At 61.3% G+C, this 16,984-nt stretch carries 13 protein-coding genes; all 13 read right to left on the bottom strand.

Annotated features, from left to right (window positions below):
• Positions 1–86: 86 nt before the first annotated feature.
• A complete protein-coding gene (locus AC19YY_RS24290) occupies positions 87–1,103 on the bottom strand; it encodes a class I SAM-dependent rRNA methyltransferase (protein WP_500605000.1) in 1,017 nt (338 codons plus the stop codon).
• A gap of 126 nt (positions 1,104–1,229) precedes the next feature.
• Positions 1,230–2,099 carry an oxygenase MpaB family protein gene (locus AC19YY_RS24285; protein ID WP_500604999.1) on the bottom strand — a complete coding sequence of 290 codons (870 nt, stop codon included), beginning with the start codon at positions 2,097–2,099 and terminating at the stop codon, positions 1,230–1,232.
• 16 nt (positions 2,100–2,115) lie between these two features.
• A complete protein-coding gene (gene acs / locus AC19YY_RS24280; protein WP_500604998.1) occupies positions 2,116–4,053 on the bottom strand; it encodes an acetate--CoA ligase in 1,938 nt (645 codons plus the stop codon).
• Positions 4,054–4,175: 122 nt separating this feature from the next.
• Positions 4,176–5,840 (bottom strand): glucose-6-phosphate isomerase, encoded by a 1,665-nt coding sequence (pgi, locus tag AC19YY_RS24275; protein WP_169955072.1) that lies wholly within the window; start codon positions 5,838–5,840, stop codon positions 4,176–4,178.
• A 354-nt stretch (positions 5,841–6,194) separates the two neighbouring features.
• Positions 6,195–7,049 (bottom strand): pantoate--beta-alanine ligase, encoded by an 855-nt coding sequence (panC, locus tag AC19YY_RS24270; RefSeq protein ID WP_169955071.1) that lies wholly within the window; start codon positions 7,047–7,049, stop codon positions 6,195–6,197.
• Positions 7,046–7,846 carry a 3-methyl-2-oxobutanoate hydroxymethyltransferase gene (gene panB, locus AC19YY_RS24265; RefSeq protein WP_169955070.1) on the bottom strand — a complete coding sequence of 267 codons (801 nt, stop codon included), beginning with the start codon at positions 7,844–7,846 and terminating at the stop codon, positions 7,046–7,048. Before panB ends, panC begins: the two co-directional genes overlap by 4 nt.
• Before the next feature lie 350 nt (positions 7,847–8,196).
• Entirely contained in the window at positions 8,197–8,685 is a 489-nt protein-coding gene (gene folK, locus AC19YY_RS24260) for a 2-amino-4-hydroxy-6-hydroxymethyldihydropteridine diphosphokinase (protein ID WP_170043564.1), read from the bottom strand.
• A gap of 5 nt (positions 8,686–8,690) precedes the next feature.
• Complete coding sequence (locus AC19YY_RS24255; protein ID WP_170043563.1) at positions 8,691–10,088, bottom strand: polynucleotide adenylyltransferase PcnB; 1,398 nt, start codon at positions 10,086–10,088, stop codon at positions 8,691–8,693.
• Positions 10,089–10,800: 712 nt separating this feature from the next.
• Positions 10,801–12,228, bottom strand: coding sequence for a sigma-54-dependent transcriptional regulator (locus tag AC19YY_RS24250; RefSeq protein WP_029298946.1), 1,428 nt, complete (start codon positions 12,226–12,228; stop codon positions 10,801–10,803).
• Between the two features lie 22 nt (positions 12,229–12,250).
• A complete protein-coding gene (locus tag AC19YY_RS24245) occupies positions 12,251–15,205 on the bottom strand; it encodes a sensor histidine kinase (RefSeq protein WP_169955066.1) in 2,955 nt (984 codons plus the stop codon).
• The gene (locus tag AC19YY_RS24240) at positions 15,189–15,365 is read right to left on the bottom strand and encodes a hypothetical protein (protein ID WP_003176118.1); all 177 of its coding nucleotides are present in this window, start codon (positions 15,363–15,365) and stop codon (positions 15,189–15,191) included. Before AC19YY_RS24240 ends, AC19YY_RS24245 begins: the two co-directional genes overlap by 17 nt.
• 62 nt (positions 15,366–15,427) lie before the next feature.
• Positions 15,428–16,315 (bottom strand): tRNA glutamyl-Q(34) synthetase GluQRS, encoded by an 888-nt coding sequence (gene gluQRS / locus AC19YY_RS24235; RefSeq protein ID WP_500604997.1) that lies wholly within the window; start codon positions 16,313–16,315, stop codon positions 15,428–15,430.
• 84 nt (positions 16,316–16,399) lie between these two features.
• Positions 16,400–16,834, bottom strand: a complete 435-nt coding sequence (gene dksA, locus AC19YY_RS24230) for an RNA polymerase-binding protein DksA (RefSeq protein ID WP_029298940.1) — start codon at positions 16,832–16,834, stop codon at positions 16,400–16,402.
• Positions 16,835–16,984: the final 150 nt, after the last annotated feature.

Below are 16,984 nucleotides of genomic sequence, written 5' to 3'. Positions count from 1 at the left end.
TCAAGAGTGCCTTGGAGTATGGCACGGGTTTACGGTTCCGAAGAACCGAGCCTTTATTACGCCAGTCCAGGCCTTTCAGGGCAATCCTACAGCTGCAGGATCAGGGTCTTCAGAGGAGGCTGCTGGTCTTGTGAGGGAAAGTCAGCGCCGGGCGTCATCACTTTCCAGTCGCGTACCGGCCTGCCGGCCTTTTCAGCGCAACGCAAGACCTGCTCGCGCCAACCATCCATGCTGACTTTTGCCAGGTTGTTGCAGCAGATCAGCACGCCATTGTCTGCGGTGGCCAGCAGTGCGGGCTTGAGCAGGCTTTGGTAGTCGCGCAGCAGGTCCACGGTGCCAAAGGCGCTCTTGGCCCACGCCGGTGGGTCGAGCAGCACCAGGTCATATTGCCGTTGCTCCAGGCGTGGGTAGCTTGGCAGTTTTTGCCCGCGACGCTGGGTGATCGGCAGCCCGGCCAACTGGCGGATTGCCGGGAAGTAATCGGACTGTACAAACGTCATGGCTGGCAGTTGCGGGTTCAACTCGCCGTTTTCGCGACCGACCGCCAGGTTGCCCTCGGCAAAGTCCAGGTTGCACACCTCGCGGGCCCCACCGGCCGCTGCGCTGAGGCCGACGCCGCAGGTGTAGGCAAATAGGTTCAGCACGCTTTTGCCGGCACTGTGCGCCTTGACCCAGCCGCGGGTGTTGCGCAGGTCCAGGAACAGCAGCGGATCCTGCCCGGAGTGGCGACCGCGCACGCGATAGTTCAGGCCCCATTCATGGCCGACCAGGTCTTCCAGGGCTGCGGGTTCGGCGCGGTACACCGTGTCTTGGCGGTCGATACGCGAGTTGCCTCGGGAGCGGTCGTTATAGACCAGCAGCAGTTCCAGCCCCAGGTACTGTTTGATCATCAGGTGCAACTGCAGCAGCGCATCGCTATCTAGCGATTGGTGAAAGCTCTGCACCATCAATTGCGGGCCGTAGCGGTCGATGGTCAAGCCACCGGCACCTTCCTGGCTGCCATGGAACAACCGATAGCAATCGGTGCCTTGGGCATGCAGCTCGGCGAGCAGGTCTTGGCGGTGATCGAGGGCGGCGCGCAGCGCCTGATTCAGGGACGACATGGAGCGCGCCTTGCTGGGGAATTGAAGCGCGCAAGTTTAACAGCTCCTATGGGCGCCGGCTTGCCAGCGATGGCGGTGGAGCAGGAATCGCTATCGCTGGCAAGCCAGCTCCCACAGGGTGTGTCGTTACAGCAGGCCCATCCGCCTGTGGGCGCGTTGCACCGAGCCATTGCGCATCGCCCAGCGTAGCAGCGGCGCGCTACGCCTGACCCCGGCGCGGATCAACTGGCGTTGCAGCGGGCTTTGCTGCTGCCCCAGCATGTCACCCGCCCAGTCCGGCAGCAGGTCGATGCCGGCTTGCATCATCAGCGCCCCGAACGGCTTGGCCAACGCGCTGGGAGCCGGGGCATCGAGCAACAGGCGCAGTACTTCACGGCTGCGCTCGTCACACAGCAGTTGTGGGCGAATACGTTGCAGATAATCAGATATTTCCTGCCTTGAACGCGGCACATGCCGAGCCCCCAGTTGTTCGGCGACCAGGGCTATCTCGCTGTAGTAGCGGTCCTGGTCCCGAAGTGATAACTCCGGGTTTTTGTAGCGCAGGTGCGCCGCCAGAAAGCTGCTGACTTCGGCGACGTGGACCCAGGTCAGCAATTGCGGATCACTGGCGGCATAGGGACGCCCATCCGGCGCGTGCCCGACCACCTGCAGGTGGATGGTGCGCACTTTTTCGATCAGCCACTCGGCATCGCGGCGCGAGCCAAAGGTGGTGCCGGAAATAAACTGCGACGTACGGCGCAAGCGCCCGAGCATGTCCTGGCGAAAGTTGGAATGGTCCCACACGCCGGCCAGCGCCAAGGGATGCAGCGCTTGCAGCATCAAGGCGCTGATGCCGCCGATCAGCATGCTGCTGAAATCACCATGGACCTTCCAGCTCACCGAGTCCGGCCCGAACAGCCCCGGATCGCCCTTGGGGCTTTCCAGGTCCAGGTTGCCCAGGGACAGGCCCGTGAGGCTCATCAGCTGGGATTCGATACGGTTGCGCAGAAATTCCATGGTGGCTTGAGGGTTCCTATCGGTTCAGGCGCTTGTCGATCAAGCCGTCGACCACGCTCGGATCGGCCAGGGTCGAGGTATCGCCCAGGCTGTCGAGCTCGTTGCAGGCGATCTTGCGCAGGATACGCCGCATGATCTTGCCTGAGCGGGTTTTGGGCAAGGCTGGCGCCCATTGGATCAGCTCGGGCTTGGCGAAACTCCCGATTTCCTTGCTGACCAGGTCCAGCAGGTGTTTTTTCAGTTCGTCGCTGGGCTCGACGCCATTCATCGGCGTGACAAACGCATAGATGCCCTGGCCCTTGAGGTCATGGGGATAACCGACGACGGCGGCTTCGGCCACTTTGTCGTGCAGCACCAGCGCGCTTTCCACCTCGGCGGTGCCGATGCGATGGCCGGAGACGTTGATCACGTCATCGATGCGCCCGGTGATCCAGTAGTCGCCATCCTCATCGCGCCGCGCGCCGTCGCCGGTAAAGTAGTAGCCGGGGTAAGGCTTGAAATAGGTGTCGATCATCCGCTGCGGGTCGCCATACACACTGCGGATCTGCCCCGGCCAGCTGGCTTTGATCGCCAGGACGCCACTGCCGGCGCCGCTGATTTCCTTGCCCTGCTCGTCGAGCAAGACCGGCTGCACCCCAAACATCGGCTGAGTCGCGCAGCCAGGCTTGATGCGCTGGGCGCTGACCAGCGGGCTGAGCATGATGGCGCCGGTCTCGGTCTGCCACCACGTATCGACAATCGGGCAGCGCTGCTCGCCGACGGCATTGAAATACCATTCCCAGGCTTCCGGGTTGATCGGCTCGCCGACACTGCCGAGCAATCTCAGGCTGGCCCTGGACGTGTTCTCCAGCGGGCCATGGCCCTCACGCATCAAGGCCCGCAGGGCGGTGGGCGCGGTGTAGAAAATATTCACCTGATGTTTGTCGATCACTTGCCAGAAGCGCGAGCTGTCCGGGTAACTCGGCACGCCCTCGAACATCAGGGAGGTGGCACCGTTGGCCAGTGGCCCGTACACGATATAGCTATGGCCCGTGACCCAGCCGACGTCGGCGGTGCACCAGAACACTTCGCCCTCGCGGTAGTCGAGCACGTACTTGAAGGTCATTGCCGCTTGCAGCAGATAGCCGCCGGTGGTGTGCAGCACGCCCTTGGGCTTGCCGGTACTGCCGGAGGTATAAAGAATAAACAGCGGGTCTTCGGCGCCCATCGGCTCGGGCGGGCATTCGCCGCTGGCCGCGTCCACCGCCTGTTGATACTTGAGGTCGCGCCCCTCGGTCCAGGCCACTGCGGCGCCGGTACGCGCTACCACCAGCACCGTCGTGACATTCGGACAACTGGCCAGGGCTTTATCGACATTCTGTTTCAGTGCCACCGGCTTGCCGCCGCGTACACCTTCGTCGGCAGTGATTACCGTGCGGCAGTCGGCATCCAGAATGCGATCGCGCAGGGCATCCGGTGAGAACCCGCCAAACACCACCGAGTGCACCGCGCCAATTCGCGTGCAGGCCAGCATTGCGTAGGCGGCCTGCGGAATCATCGGCATGTAGATACACACCCGGTCGCCTTTCTTCACGCCACGGCTTTTCAGCACATTGGCCAGGCGGCTGACGTTTTGATGAAGTTGGCGGTAGGTGATTTTGGACGATTTTGCAGGATCGTCGCCTTCCCAGATAAAGGCCGGCTGGTCGGCGCGCTGCGCCAGGTGCCGGTCAATGCAGTTGTAGCTGACGTTCAACTGGCCGCCGGCAAACCACTGTGCGGCGCCGGTGTGGATATCGCAGTGTTGGACGGTTTGCCAGGGCGTGATCCAGTCGAGCAGCGCCTTGGCCTGTTCGGCCCAGAAAATATCGGGGTGTTCGATGGATTGCCGATAGAGACGCTGGTAGTCCTCTTGACTGAGTTGCGCAGCCCGGCGCACGGCATCGGCATGGGGAAACTGGCTGATATCGAACATTAGGGATCCCTCTTCTTGTTATAGATACAAGAGTTCAAGGCTGGTCCCTGTGGGGGCTGGCAAGCCAGCTCCCACAGGGGGCGCTTGTGCAGGTTCAATCCCTGATTGTAGTGCCGATCACATCAACCGCGGTGACGACCACGGAAGTAGTTGATCAAGCCCTGGGTCGAGGCATCGTCGGCCAAGGTTTCCTCGGCGCCCGTCAGGCGGTTGTAGACGCCCTTGCCCAGTTCCTTGCCCAGCTCCACGCCCCATTGGTCAAAGGCGTTGATGCCCCAGATAACGCTCTGCACGAACACCTTGTGTTCATACATTGCCACCAGTGCGCCCAGGCGACGCGGGCTGATCCGCTCGACCACCAGGGTGTTGCTCGGGCGATTGCCCGGGATCACTTTGTGTGGGGCCAGTTTCTGCACTTCGTCTTCGGCCATGCCTTTGTCACGCAGCTCGGCTTCGGCTTCGCTGCGGGTCTTGCCGAGCATCAAAGCCTGGCTCTGGGACAGGCAGTTGGCATACAGCCACTGGTGATGGTCGGAGACCGGGTTGAAGCTGACGATCGGCACAATGAAGTCGGCCGGGATCAATTGGGTGCCCTGGTGCAGCAACTGGTGGTACGCGTGCTGGCCGTTGCAGCCCACGCCGCCCCAGATAACCGGGCCGGTATCGGTGGAAACCGGCGTGCCGTCCTGGCGTACGCTCTTGCCGTTGGATTCCATGTCCAACTGTTGCAAGTGCTTGGTGATGTTACGCAGGTAGTGGTCGTACGGCAGGATCGCATGGCTCTGTGCGCCCCAGAAGTTGCCGTACCACACACCCAGCAGGCCCAGCAGCACCGGCATGTTTGCCTCGAACGGCGCGGTCTGGAAGTGCTGGTCCATGGTGTAGGCACCCGACAGCAGTTCCTTGAAGTTGGACATGCCAATGGCCAGGGCGATCGGCAAGCCGATGGCCGACCACAGCGAGTAACGGCCGCCGACCCAGTCCCACATCGGGAAGATGTTCTCTTCACGGATACCGAAGGCCACGGCTGCCGCGTTGTTGCTCGACACGGCGATGAAGTGGCGATACAGCTCAGCTTCGGAGCCACCCTGGGCCAGGTACCAGGCGCGGGCGGCCTGGGCGTTTTTCAGGGTTTCCAGGGTGTTGAAGGACTTCGACGAGACAATAAACAGCGTGGTCTCGGCGCGCAGCTTCTGGGTCAGTTCGTGGAACTCACTGCCGTCGATATTCGCCAGGTAGTGGCAGCGCACGCCTTTATGGGCGTAGGACAACAGTGCTTCAGAGACCAGCTCCGGGCCGAGGAACGAACCACCGATGCCGATGTTGACCACGTCAGTGATCGGCTTCTCGGTGTAGCCGCGCCACAGGCCGTCGTGGATGCGGCCTACCAGGTCGGTGATCTGGTTCAGCACCTTGTGCACGTCGGGCATGATATTGGTGCCGTTGACCGACAGCTTGTCGCCCACCGGACGGCGCAATGCGGTATGCAGCGCCGGGCGCCCTTCCGAAGAGTTGACCGGCTCGCCGTCGAACAGCGCCTTGATTGCGCCCTTGAGGTCGACTTCGTTGGCCAGGCCCACCAGCAGGTCGCGGGTTTCAGACGTAATCAGGTTTTTCGAGTAGTCGAGGAACAGTCCGCAGCTGCTCAAGGTGAACTGGCCAAAGCGCTGGGGATCGGCATTGAACGCTTCGCGCATGCTGAAATCCTGCATGGCTTGGCGGTGTTGATTGAGCGCTTGCCAGGCGGGCAGAGCGGTAACGTCATGAGGAGTGCGGTAATACGCCATCGCTGCGGGTTTCCTTTTTATTACTGGGACTACTTTTGGGACACTTGAATGTCCGGAACGTCCGACTTTTATCAAGCAGGCACTGAGAAGCGGCGGGTTCCGGTCGAATGCGTCAACGCCAACACTAGCGTCGGGCGATTACATTAAACCTAGCGTGTCGATATGTCTTGGCTTTGTCTGCGCACAGGCCGGTACTTTTTTATACCGGGGCCTGGGAGGCGCTACAAACCGAATGTGGGAGCGGGCTTGCTCGCGATGGTGGTGGGTCAGCGACAACTACATCGACTGACAGTCCGCCATCGCGGCGATGCGGCGACCCGACAAGCCCGCCCCCACATGAGGATATTGCCAGGCTTAAACGCTGAGGTTGAGGTGCAGGTTGTCGATCAACCGGGTCGCGCCTAGGTACGCGGCGACCAGGATCACCACATCACGATCCTCGGCGGTTGCCGGGCGCAGATGCTGGCCCTGGCGAACTTCCAGGTAATCCATGCGCAGGCCGGCGGCCTCGATGTGTTGGACCTGCTCGGCACGCAGCTTGGCGAAGTCGCGGTCGCCATTCTCAATGGCAGTGGCGATATGACTAAGGCTGCGGAACAGCACCGGGGCGATGGCGCGCTGTTCTTCCGTCAGGTAACCGTTGCGCGAGGACAGCGCCAGGCCGTCCTCTGCGCGCACGGTGGGTTCGCCAATGATCTGGATCGGCATGTTCAGGTCGCGCACCATGGCGCGGATCACCGCCAGTTGCTGGTAGTCCTTTTGCCCGAACACCGCCAGGTCAGGCTGGACCATGTTGAACAACTTGCTCACCACCGTCGCCACACCCTCGAAGTGCCCCGGACGGCTAGCGCCGCACAGGCCTTCAGACAGTTGCGGCACGCTGACCCGGGTCTGCACGGTCATGCCGCCTGGGTACATTTCGTCGACCGTGGGTGCGAACAGCAGGTTGCAGCCCGCCACCAGCAGCTTTTCCTGGTCGGCGGCGAGGGTGCGCGGGTACTTGTCCAGGTCTTCGCCGGCGCCAAACTGCAGCGGGTTGACGAAAATGCTCGCCACCACGAAGTCGGCTTGCTCGGCGGCGCGGGTCACCAACGTGGCGTGGCCCGCATGCAGGTTGCCCATGGTTGGCACGAAGCCGATGCGCTTACCGGCGCTGCGCGCGTGAGTGACCGCGGCCCGCAGTTCGCGCAGGGTTTTTACGGTGTTCATGCAGAGAATCCGTGTTCGGTGCCTGGGAAGGTGACGGCTTTGACTTCGGCGACATAGGCACCCAGCGCGGCGTGGATGCTGTCCTGGCCCGCCATGAAGTTCTTCACGAACTTAGGTGCGCGGCCGGTGAGGTTCAGGCCGAGCATATCGTGCAACACCAGGACCTGGCCGTCGGTAGCGCTGCCGGCGCCAATACCGATGACCGGGATTTTCACCGCCTGGGTGATTTCTGCGGCCAGTTCGCTTGGCACGCATTCGAGCAGGATCATTGCCGCGCCGGCCTGCTCAAGGGCGATGGCATCGGCGCGCATCTGCCGCGCCTGGGCTTCATTGCGACCCTGGACCTTGTAGCCACCGAGGATATTCACCGACTGCGGTGTCAGGCCCATGTGCGCACACACCGGCACGCCGCGTTCGGCCAGCAGGCGGATCGACTCGGCGAGCCATACGGCACCTTCCACCTTGATCATATGTGCCCCGGCCTGCATCAGCTTGCCGGCATTCTGGAAGGTCTGCTCAAGCGTTGCGTACGCCATGAACGGCAGGTCGGCGATGATGAACGCGCCCTCGTTGCCGCGCTTGACGCTGGCGGTGTGGTAGGCGAGCTCATCGGTGGTGACCGGGAGGGTGCTGTCATTCCCTTGAAGAACCATGCCCAGGGAGTCGCCCACCAGTAACACCTCGACGCCGGCCTGGCAGCAGGCCTGGGCGAAGGTGGCGTCATAGCAGGTCAGCATGGCGATTTTTTCACCCTTGAGTTTGAGGCTCTGCAAGGTGGTCAGGGTAATGTCTGGCATGAAAAGGGTCCTCGTTCAGGCGCTTGGAAACAGCGAGTAACGCGCGTGAGTCTTCGTTTATACAGGCGCACTTTCTTCAGAGCAGTGCTTATAAGGCCTGGATTGCGCCCTTCAGCGCCGGGTTGGCGGCAGCGGGACGCCTATAGTCGTGAGGAGGACTCTGGAAGTCAATTGGATGTGTTACCGCATTGTTACGAGGTAGGTGTTACCGCTGTTACTGATGCGATTCAGCAGGCTGTAATGCTTTTTGGCTGGCGCTGAGGATCAATGTAGGAGCTGGCTTGCCTGCGATGGCATCACCGCGGAGTGTCAGGCAGACTGCGGTGATGCCATCGCAGGCAAGCCAGCTCCTACAGGGATTGAGGCAGGCGTTCCAGGCCGACGAACGGGCATCCGGCGAGCAGATCACTGAGTAGACGGCCGTCAGGCAGTTGCAAAGTGGCAGGCGCCAGTTCGGCAAGTGGATACAGCACAAACGCGCGCAGATGCATTTGATAGTGCGGCACCTTGAGGCGCGGCTCATCAATCAGGCGATCGCCAAACAGCAGGATATCCAGGTCCAGCGTGCGTGGGCCCCAGCGTTCAAGGCGTTCGCGGCCCTGGTCGTTCTCGATGGCTTGCAGCGCATCCAGCAGATCCAGTGGCGTGAGGGTGCTGTCCAGCGCCGCCACCGCGTTGGTGTAGCGCGGCTGGCCAGGAAGCAGGGAATCGCTTTGATAGAAGGCAGAAACACCGACGAGTGTGGTGTTCGGCAACTGCGCCAACGCCTCGATGGCGTTGTGCAATTGCTGCTGCGGGGCAGCGAGGTTGCTGCCCATGCCGATGTAGATCCGTTCCACCGTGCTTATTCGCCCGAGGTATCGGCGGCACTGCGCTTGCGCTTGCTGCCACTGCTGCGGCGGCGCTTTTTCGGCCCCTCGCCCGTGGCTTCGCCTTTACTGCTGAGTTCACGAATCATCTCGCGACGTTCGCTGTCATTGGCGTCCTGATAGTCGGTCCACCATTCGCCCAGGCCATCGGTCTGTTCGCCGGCGCTTTCGCGCAGCAGCAGGAAGTCGTAGCCGGCACGGAAGCGCGGGTTGTCCAGCAGCAGGTCGGCGCGTTTGCCACTGCGACGTGGCAGGCGTTCCTGCATGTCCCAGATCTCGCGGATCGGCATGGTGAAACGCTTGGGGATCGCGATGCGCTGGCACTGTTCGGCGATCAGTTCGTGCGCAGCTTCCTGCATTGCCGGAATCGGCGGCATGCCACGGTTCTGCAGGCGCAGTACCCGGGCGGGTAGCGCCGGCCAGAGCAGGGCGGCAAACAGGAACGCCGGGGTCACCGGTTTGTTCTGTTTGATCCGCAGGTCGGTGTTGATCAACGCTTCACTGATCAGCGTGTGGGTGTACGTCGGGTTGTGCTCCAGTGCATCGGCGCTGGCCGGGAACAATGGGTCGAACAACTGCAGGTCCACCAGCATTTCGAACGTGTCGGCGGCATGCCCGGAAAGGAACAGCTTGAGCACTTCCTCGAACAGGCGCGCCGAGGGAATTTCCCGCAGCATCGGTGCCAGTTCGCGAATCGGCGCGGCTGTGTGTTTCTCAATGCCGAAGTTCAGCTTGGCGGCAAAACGCACGGCCCGCAGCATGCGCACCGGGTCTTCCTGATAGCGCTGCGTGGGGTCGCCGATCAGGCGAATCAGGTGATTGCGAATATCGTGCACGCCGTTGGCGTAATCGAGGATGCGCTCGCTGACTGGATCGTAATAGAGGGCATTGATGGTGAAGTCGCGGCGCTGCGCGTCTTCTTCCAGGGTGCCGTACACATTGTCCCGTAGGATGCGTCCGCTTTCGTTGCGGGAAGACTGGTTGCTGTCTTCCTCTTCATCGTTTTGCGGGTGGCCCGCGCGGAATGTCGCGACCTCGATGATTTCGCGACCAAAGTGGATATGCACCAATTTGAAGCGCCGGCCGATGATCCGCGCGTTGCGAAACTCGGCACGCACTTGTTCAGGCGTGGCGCTGGTGGCGACGTCGAAATCCTTGGGGGTGATGTTGAGCAACATGTCGCGCACGCAACCGCCGACCAGGTAGGCCTGGTAGCCGGCGTTCTGCAGGCGTTCGACGATGTTCACCGCATAACGGCTGAACTGGGCGCGCTGCAGCGAATGTTGATTGCTGTTGAGCACTTCAGGCGTGCTGCGAATGTGTTGCGTACGACGCAAGGGGGAACGGAATGACTGGAACAACTTCTTCAGCATGGGATGCACTGTTTGAAGGAATGTTCGGCCATAACGAAGAATGACCGCATGATGGGCCGGGATTCTAGCATTTAGTCAGGGGATGGTGTAGGAACTAGCTGCAAGCGTTGAGCCAGATGCTTAAAAAAGCCGGTGTGGCGCTCAAATCGCAGAAACTACAAGGGGAGCCGAAGCTCCCCCAGAAAGTAGTTGCGTGCTCTATTTTTATTATTGATTTCGGGCTTCTTGTTTTTGTTGATCGCCCTCGCCATGAATTTTCACCTTCATGACACTCCCAATCGGGAGTCAAGAGCAAACGGATTGCTTTGGTCGCTGTGTTGCTATGATCAATGATCCAACCAGTTCAGGCTCTGCCTTAGGGCAGTTTTTGTTGTTCTCGGCCTGGTTGCGGGGCAAGCCCCAAATGCAACGCCTCTCCAAAAGAATCAGTTAGCTGCGCCTCCGCCGTGTTGTTTTTATTGTGCGTGAGTCGATTCGTCTTATTTTTATTGTGTGTTTACGGTGCTTTTTATTGTTCTTGTACTAAGCATATAGCAGGGTGCGTGCCAACTTTTGCGAGCCCCAGCAAAATCAGGGGTTTGACCGGTTCATGGGTGTTTGGCGGGCGAAAAAAAGCCGGGGCTTCGTTACCGTAAGCCCCGGCTTTTTGTTACGTGAATATCTGAGGTAACAGTTTTTTCACGTTTGGGGTGTTACCCAATGTGAGTTGATCTCAGCTTTCGCTGGCAACCCCGGTCTTGCGCCGTGGAATGCCCAGGCGCTGGCGCCGCTCCCACAGGCACTTGCGGCTGACGCCCAGTTTGCGCGCCAGCTCGGTCTCGGTCATATGGTCCTGGTGCTCCAGGACGAAGTGCTGGAAGTAGTCCTCCAGGGACAAGTCTTCTGTGGGCTCGTGGCTGGTGTTACTGCCGCCCTGTTGTGGTGCCAGGCCAATGAAGTCGTCATCGTCCAGGTCGCTTAGTTCGATATCGATGCCCAGCAGCTCAGCGGAGATCTGCGGGCTCTCCGAGAGAATCACTGCGCGTTCCACGGCGTTTTCCAGCTCGCGCACGTTACCTGGCCACGAATAGTGGCGGATGGCCTGTTCGGCGTCGGCCGCAAACGTCAGGTCGGTACGGTTGACCCGCGCGCTCTGGCGCAGCAGGAACGCATTGGCGATCTCGTTGACGTCGGCGCCGCGTTCACGCAGGGCCGGCAACTTGAGGGCAATCACGTGCAGGCGGTAATAGAGGTCTTCACGGAACTGGCCGATTTTCGCCAGGCTTTTCAGGTCACGGTGAGTCGCGGCGATCAGGCGCACGTCGACTTTTTGCGACTGTACCGAGCCAACCCGGCGAATCTCGCCTTCCTGCAGCACACGCAGCAGGCGGGCCTGGGCTTCCAGGGGCAGTTCGCCGATTTCGTCGAGGAACAGCGTGCCGCCGTCCGCCGCTTCTACCAAGCCTGCGCGTCCGGCGCTGGCGCCGGTAAAGGCCCCTTTTTCGTGGCCGAACAGTTCGGATTCGATCAAGGATTCGGGGATCGCTGCACAGTTCACCGAGATCATCGGGGCCTTGGCGCGCTTGGACAGGTTGTGCAGGGCGCGGGCCACCAGTTCCTTGCCGGTACCGGACTCGCCCTGGATCAGGACATTGGAGTCAGTGGGCGCCACCTTGCGGATCTTGACGTACAGGTCCTGCATGGGTGGGCAGGAGCCGATGATGCCAATTTCGCCATTGCTGTTGTCGACGCCGGGTTTGTCGCTGGCGGCCTTGCCGGCCGGCCGTTCCGCCGGGGCGCTGCTGGCCGACTGGCGGTCACGCAGGATACGCGCCACCGCTTGGAGCATCTCGTCGTGGTCGAAAGGCTTGGCGATGTAGTCCACCGCGCCCATCTTCATCGAGTCGACGGCCGAGCGCAGGCTGGCATAGCTGGTCATGATCAGCACCGGCGTGCCCTGGCCCAGCTTGATCAGTTCGGTGCCCGGTGCGCCGGGCAGGCGCAGGTCACTGACGATCAGGTCGAATGTGGGAATGCTGAAACGCTCCTGGGCTTCCTGCACCGAGCCGGCTTCGCTGACCTGGTACTGATTACGTTCAAGCAGGCGACGCAAGGCAGAGCGGATAATGGTTTCGTCTTCGACGATCAAAATGTGCGGCATTGATTCAATTCTCTCGACGGTCTCAGTTCACAGCGGACGTCGCTTCGACATGACGCGGCAAGGTCACCCGAATACGGGTGCCGCGTTGGCTTTCGGTGTCAGCCGGGCTGTCGATGGTGATTTGTCCATAATGCTCTTCAACGATGGAATAGACCAGTGCAAGGCCCAGACCGGTACCTTCACCCGGATCCTTGGTGGTGAAGAAGGGTTCGAACAATCGGTCCATGATGTTCTGTGGAATACCGCTGCCTTCGTCTTCGACGATCAGATCGACCGTGTGCTCGAAAGCCTCGCTCTTGACCCTTACCGCACTGCCGGCGGGGGTCGCGTCGCGGGCGTTGGACAGCAGGTTGATCAGCACCTGGGCCAGGCGTTGTGAGTCGCCCACCACCCAGTGTTCCGGATCGCACAAGTTATAGAACTGTACTTCGAAATTGCGCCGGTTCAAGGCCAGCAGCCCAATGGCATCCTGGGCGACTTCGGCCAGGCACACCGCTTCGTCATGATTCTGGTGGCCGCCGGCGTGGGCAAAGCTCATCAGCGATTGCACGATGCGTGAGACACGCTTGGTCTGCTCGAGGATCTGCCCGCTGATCTCGGTGATTTCGTCGTCTTCCTCACGCTCCTCGCGCAGGTTCTGCGCCAGGCACGCGATACCGGTAATCGGATTGCCGATCTCGTGGGCCACGCCGGCCGCCAGGCGGCCGATACTGGCCAGGCGCTCGGAGTGCACCAGCTTGTCTTCGAGCATCTGGGTTTCGGTCAGGTCTTCGACCAGCAACACCAGGCCGCTGTTACCGGGGGCCAGGGGCTCGTCGATCGCTGCCTTGTGCAGGTTCAGCCAGCGGGTCTGGCCGTCGAGGGCCAGGTGCTGTTTGTGCAAGTGCTCGTCTGGCAGGTTGATAAAACCCTGCAACAATTCTTTCCACGGATCGGCGATGGTGGTCAGGCGCGAGCCCACCACGCGCTGGGCGGCGATGCCGGTCAGCTCCTCCATGGCCTTGTTCCACATCAGGATCTCTTGGTCCTTGGCCAGGGAGCACACGCCCATGGGCAGTTCCTGCAAGGTCTGGCGGTGGTAGCGGCGTAGGGCGTCGAGTTCGGCGGCAAGGCCGGTGAGGCGCGAGTGGTAGTCCTCCAGCCGGCTCTCGATAAAGTGGATGTCTTCGGTGACATAGTTCTCGCCGCCGGCCTTGTACGGCAGGAAGGTCTCGACCATGTCCTGGGACACGCTGGGGCCCATCAGCCCGGAAAGGTTGGCCTCGATGCGGTCACGCAGGCGGCGCAGGGCGTATGGACGGCGCTCGTCGAACGGCAGGTACAGATCGCGCAGCGCCTGCTCCACTTCCTTTTGCGCGGCCTTGGCACCCAGGGGCTTGGCCAGTTGCGTGGCAAACTCCTGGGGCGAGGCGGCATGCAGTTCGCGGCGTTGCGGACGGCGCACGTTATCCACCGCGCACGCCTCGGCGGCGCTGGTTTCTTCGGGGCTGGCGTTGGTGAACAGGGAAATCAGGGTGAACATCAGCACGTTGGCCGCCAGCGACGCGATCGCTGCCATGTGCCAACTGGTGTCGTCGAGCACGTAGATCATGTTCAGCAGCGGGATATAGAAACCCTGCAGATTACCGACCAGCGGCAGCAGCATGGTCACCAGCCATACCAGGATCCCCGCCAGCAACCCGGCGATAAACCCACGCCGATTGGCAGTCGGCCAGTACAGCACCGACAAAACCCCCGGCAAGAACTGCAAGGTGGCGACGAAGGCCACAATGCCCAGGTTGGCCAGGTCTTGCTCGGCCGCCATCAACAGGTAGAAACCATAGCCGGCCATGATGATCGCCACGATCAGCGCCCGGCGTGTCCATTTCAGCCAGCGGTAGATATTGCCCTCGGCGGGCGGCTGGTACAGCGGCAGCACCAGGTGGTTGAGGGCCATGCCCGACAGCGCCAGGGTGGTGACAATGATCAAGCCGCTGGCCGCCGACAAACCGCCGACATAGGCCAGCAAGGCCAGGGATTTACTGTTGGCGGCGATGCCGATACCCAGGGTGAAGTATTCCGGGTTGGTGGTGGCCCCCAGTTTCAGGCCGGCCCAGAGGATCAGCGGCACTGCCAGGCTCATCAACAACAGGAACAACGGCAGGCCCCAACTGGCGCTGACCAGCGAGCGCGGGTTGAGGTTCTCGGTAAAGGTCATGTGGTACATGTGCGGCATGACGATGGCGGAGGCAAAGAACACCAGCAACAGCGTGCGCCATGGGCCTTCTTGCAGCGGAGTGTGCAGTGCGGCGAGGGCTGTCTGGTTTTGCAGCAGCCACAGCTCCAGTTGTTGCGGACCGTCGAACACGCCGTACAGCGCATAGAGGCCGACGCCACCGATGGCGATCAGCTTGATCACCGACTCGAAGGCAATTGCAAACACCAGGCCTTCGTGCTTTTCCCGGGTGGCGATATGCCGCGAGCCGAAAAAAATCGTGAACAAAGTGATCAGCGCACAAAAGCTCAGGGCCACCCGATGCTGTACCGGCTCATGGGTGAGAATGCCGATGGAATCGGCCACGGCCTGGATTTGCAGGGCCAGTAGCGGCAGCACGCCGATCAGCATGAAAATCGTGGTCAGCGCGCCGGCCCAGGTGCTGCGAAAGCGGAAGGCAAACAGGTCGGCCAGCGACGACAGTTGGTAGGTGCGGGTGATTTTCAGGATCGGGTACAGCAGCACCGGCGCCAGCAGGAAGGCCCCGGACACCCCGAGGTAGCTGGAAAGAAACCCATAACCGTATTGGTAGGCCAGGCCCACCGTGCCATAGAACGCCCAGGCGCTGGCATAGACGCCCAGGGATAAGGTGTAGGTCAACGGGTGGCGAATGATCGCCCGCGGGATCATCCCGCGCTCACTGATCCAGGCCACCCCGAACAGCGCGGCCAGGTAGGCGGCGCTGATCAGCAGCATCTGGGTCAGGCTAAAGCTCATCGGCATCTTTTTGGCTCTGCAGGATGAAGGTCACGACGATCAGGATCAGCCACAGCAGATAGGGGCGATACCAGGCGCCCGTGGCGTCGATCCACCAGTCCATGATGGCGGGAGAAAACAGGTAGATCCCGACGACCAGCAGCAGGACCAATCGATAGATGTACATGTTGGCCTCTGATTGAAAAACTGCGGCGATGTTAACGGATGGCTGGCAGGCTGCAAGCGCCTTCAGCGCAATTGCGCTTCGGCCAGGGTCAGTGTGCGCGGGATCCGGCTGGCATCCCAGTGCTGGATGCCCCAATCGAGCAGTTCCCGTGGGCTGGCGTAGAGCAGCTCATCCCCCGGCACCTGGCCGAGGGCGCGCAGGGCCCTTAAGAGCAAAGGTGTGGCCTGGCCGGGCATCAGCGGAGGGGAGCGGTAGGATTTGCCCAGCTTGTTGCCGTCCGGCTGGATGATCAGCGGCACATGCAGATAGCGCGGCTGGCGCAGGCCCAGCAGCTCTTGCAGGTACAGCTGGCGTGGCGTGGAGTCCAGCAGGTCGGCGCCGCGCACGATATCGGTGACACCTTGCCAGGCATCGTCGAGCACCACGGCCAGCTGGTAGGCATACAGGCCGTCGCGACGGCGGATGATGAAGTCGCCGACATCGCGGCCCAGGTGTTGTCGGAACTCGCCCTGTACACGGTCAGTAAAATGGTATTCCAACTCGGGAACCCGTAGGCGAATGGCGGCATCCTGCTGGTCGTGGCCGGCGTTGCGGCAGAGGCCTGGGTAAATGCCGTTATACGGTTCCAGTTGCTTGCGTGAACAGGTGCAGGCGTAGGCCAGGCCATGGTTGAACATATCGTTCAGGACTTTGGCGTAGGCATCATGCCGCTCGCTTTGTCGGACCAGTTCGCCGTCCCATTCAAAACCATAGCTTTCCAGGGCATGCAGGATCGCCGCCTGGGCGCCGGGCTCTTCACGGGGTGGGTCGAGGTCTTCCATGCGCATCAGCCAGCGGCCTTGATTGGCGCGGGCGTCGAGATAGGAAGCGAGGGCTGCAACCAGGGAGCCGAAGTGCAAATGGCCGCTGGGCGTGGGGGCGAAACGCCCGATATAGGGAGAGGCTGTCATGGCCAGGATATTACTGGAAAACCGCCAAACTCCAGAAACAAAAATGGGGCGTTTGCACGCCCCATTCGTCCAGCCCGGCAGGGATTACTTGCCGACCTGTTTTTCCTTGATTTCGGCCAAGGTCTTGCAGTCTACGCACATGTCTGCAGTAGGACGGGCTTCCAGGCGACGAATACCAATCTCGACGCCGCAGGATTCGCACCAGCCATATTCTTCGTCTTCGATCAGTTGCAACGTCTTGTCGATTTTCTTGATCAGCTTGCGCTCGCGATCACGGGCGCGCAGTTCAAGGCTGAACTCTTCTTCCTGGCTGGCACGGTCGGCCGGGTCAGGGAAGTTGGCTGCTTCGTCCTTCATATGGTCAACGGTACGGTCGACCTCCTGCATCAAGTCCTGTTTCCATTTTTGCAGGATCTTGGTGAAGTGCTTGCGCATGGGCTCGCCCATGTACTCCTCACCCTTCGTCTCGATGTAGGGTTCGAAGCCGCTGATGCTCTGTTGCTTTGCTTGGGTGGACATGAATAGACCGCCTCTCACTCTTCTAATCCATTGCGCAGGATTGCAACATCACCGACACCTGCCGGCCCTGCGGCTGCAAGCGGGCGAACTTACCAGATAGATTCGGGGTGCGCCACTCCCGGTTGTCGAGGCCCGTCGCGCCGGGGTTGC

This window comes from Pseudomonas sp. MF09156 (assembly GCF_059862305.1).
The sequence above is the reverse complement of the archived record's forward strand: the minus strand, read 5'-3'. Positions and strand labels throughout refer to the sequence as shown.